Genomic DNA, 3,106 nt, shown 5'->3' on the forward strand with positions numbered 1-3,106 from the left:
ATCATGCTCAGTACGGGCATCATAGAAAGACCGTCTCCAGGATTTCTCCCGARGACTTTACTTGCCAAATTCACCCGGAACAGACGGCGCGGTTACACCGTCGTTGGTTGCAGGACTAGGAAGCCTGACGAACCGGATGAATTTCCTCTTCACAATTTCAAACATCCGCGCCCATCCCGAAGGACGAACACGAAACGACAAGATCTTTCGTCGCAATCAACAGATCGCGCTCACAAAGACACCGGACAAAACAGAAAATACGCAGGGAAGTTGCAGAAGATCTTGGTGGAGCCTGACGGGATCGAACCGACGACCTCCTGAATGCAAATCAGGCGCTCTCCCAGCTGAGCTAAGGCCCCTTATTAGATGCTGGCCTCTTTGGGTGCTGGCCTCTTGGATACCGCCTCAAGCGCGGCAGGGACGTCCGTCCCTTCGGCTATCCACGCCATCAGGCGCGGCGGCCGGTCGCCTTGCCTTCGGCTCTGAGAGCCTCGGTGCAACACGCCGACAAAAGCGACGACCTGACAAAAGCGATGAACCGAGGATCACATCCCCATTCACCACTCCCTATTCGCCATGCGCCAGATAAATGGTGGGCCTGGGACGACTCGAACGTCCGACCTCACCCTTATCAGGGGTGCGCTCTAACCACCTGAGCTACAGGCCCGAAACTCCCACACGGAAGTCGCAGTCAAAGCGACACCTGAACACTGTAATTGTCCGGAGAAGAAAGAGAAACGAAGACGGCAAAGTCCCGCATATCGAGGCCTGACTGGCCTCTTTTGTTCAAAAGAGATCCAATAAAATCAGCAAGCTGATCTTGAAGGATCATCCTTAGAAAGGAGGTGATCCAGCCGCAGGTTCCCCTACGGCTACCTTGTTACGACTTCACCCCAGTCGCTGACCCTACCGTGGTCGCCTGCCTCCTTGCGGTTGGCGCAGCGCCGTCGGGTAAGACCAACTCCCATGGTGTGACGGGCGGTGTGTACAAGGCCCGGGAACGTATTCACCGYGGCRTGCTGATCCRCGATTACTAGCGATTCCACCTTCATGCACTCGAGTTGCAGAGTGCAATCCGAACTGAGACGGCTTTTTGGGATTAGCTCCAGGTCGCCCCTTCGCTGCCCATTGTCACCGCCATTGTAGCACGTGTGTAGCCCAACCCGTAAGGGCCATGAGGACTTGACGTCATCCCCACCTTCCTCCGGCTTATCACCGGCAGTCCCTTTAGAGTGCCCAACTAAATGATGGCAACTAAAGGCGAGGGTTGCGCTCGTTGCGGGACTTAACCCAACATCTCACGACACGAGCTGACGACAGCCATGCAGCACCTGTGTTCCAGCCAGCCGAACTGAAGAGGTCCATCTCTGGTCCCCATACTGGACATGTCAAGGGTTGGTAAGGTTCTGCGCGTTGCTTCGAATTAAACCACATGCTCCACCGCTTGTGCGGGCCCCCGTCAATTCCTTTGAGTTTTAATCTTGCGACCGTACTCCCCAGGCGGAATGCTTAAAGCGTTAGCTGCGCCACTGAACAGCAAGCTGCCCAACGGCTGGCATTCATCGTTTACGGCGTGGACTACCAGGGTATCTAATCCTGTTTGCTCCCCACGCTTTCGCGCCTCAGCGTCAGAACCGGACCAGTAAGCCGCCTTCGCCACTGGTGTTCTTGCGAATATCTACGAATTTCACCTCTACACTCGCAGTTCCACTTACCTCTTCCGGTCTCAAGCCAAACAGTATCGAAGGCAATTCTGTGGTTAAGCCACAGGCTTTCACCCTCGACTTGATCGGCCGCCTACGCGCCCTTTACGCCCAGTGATTCCGAACAACGCTAGCCCCCTTCGTATTACCGCGGCTGCTGGCACGAAGTTAGCCGGGGCTTCTTCTGCGGGTACCGTCATTATCGTCCCCGCCGAAAGAGCTTTACAACCCTAAGGCCTTCATCACTCACGCGGCATGGCTGGATCAGGCTTGCGCCCATTGTCCAATATTCCCCACTGCTGCCTCCCGTAGGAGTCTGGRCCGTGTCTCAGTYCCAGTGTGGCTGRTCATCCTCTCAGACCAGCTASKGATCGTCGCCTWGGTGAGCCWTTACCTCACCAACTAGCTAATCAGACGCGGGCCGATCTTTCGGCAATAAATCTTTCCCCCAAAGGGCGTATCCGGTATTAGCCCAAGTTTCCCTGGGTTATTCCGAACCGAAAGGCACGTTCCCACGTGTTACTCACCCGTCTGCCACTCACCCCGAAGGATGCGTTCGACTTGCATGTGTTAAGCCTGCCGCCAGCGTTCGTTCTGAGCCAGGATCAAACTCTCAAGTTGAAGAATTTGATCTCGACTATGTCACTACATTTGACGGAGTCATCAATACCAGTTTCCCAGTATCTGTGAGCTCCAAAACATAGAACCGTCGAAGTCTTTCATCGATCGTCCGAAGACAATCCGCAAGGACCTCGCCGTCTACGTTTCTCTTTCTTTCTTCACTTGTCAAAGAGCATAGAAAAACAAAGTTTTCCGCCGGAAAAATCCAGCGAACCAACTTCGCTATTTCAGGAGATCGAAACTGGCCGCGCATCCGCGCCGCTCGTTCCGTCGATGGCCGCTTTCTAAAACCGCCATCACTCCATGTCAACACCAGTTTTCGAAGACTTTCGAAACTCGATTTTGACCCATCCGAAGATGGACGCTTTTCAGAACGAGCTTTTTTCCCGACCGAGGTCGGGCGAAACAGCCCGGCATTTCTGAGAAACGAATGGCGCCGTTCGCGTCAGCGGCGGCGTCGATGGGCGTTTTATAAGTCCAACCGCTTTCGCCTGTCAACGCATTTGATGACCTTTTTTTGACAATTCGCCGACGCATCCCGCCCTATCGCCCTGGATCCCTTACTCAACAAGCCTTTTGCTGCTACGCCTCACTCCCGACACAGTCAGGCCCGAACCATCGGGGGATTGCCCACCCCGCACCGTTTGATGCGGGACCCTGCTGTCTTCGCTGGAGCAGTGCCTTATAGATGCATGTCTGAATGAGCCGGTGTCTTCATGAGTCAGTTCCTTGATAGAGTCAGCGCCTTAATAGACCAGTACCTTAATAGACCCGTGCCATTC

General features: G+C 54.6%; 2 tRNA genes and 1 rRNA gene. All 3 read right to left on the reverse strand.

Going from position 1 to position 3,106, the window contains the following annotated elements:
- Positions 1-283: 283 nt before the first annotated feature.
- Positions 284-359 (reverse strand) — tRNA-Ala (locus tag AC1DT3_RS16360).
- A gap of 231 nt (positions 360-590) precedes the next feature.
- Positions 591-667: transfer RNA gene (locus AC1DT3_RS16365), tRNA-Ile, on the reverse strand.
- Positions 668-838: 171 nt separating this feature from the next.
- Positions 839-2,324, reverse strand: a 16S ribosomal RNA gene (locus AC1DT3_RS16370).
- Positions 2,325-3,106 lie beyond the last annotated feature (782 nt).

This window comes from Microvirga sp. P4_G7 (assembly GCF_056401005.1).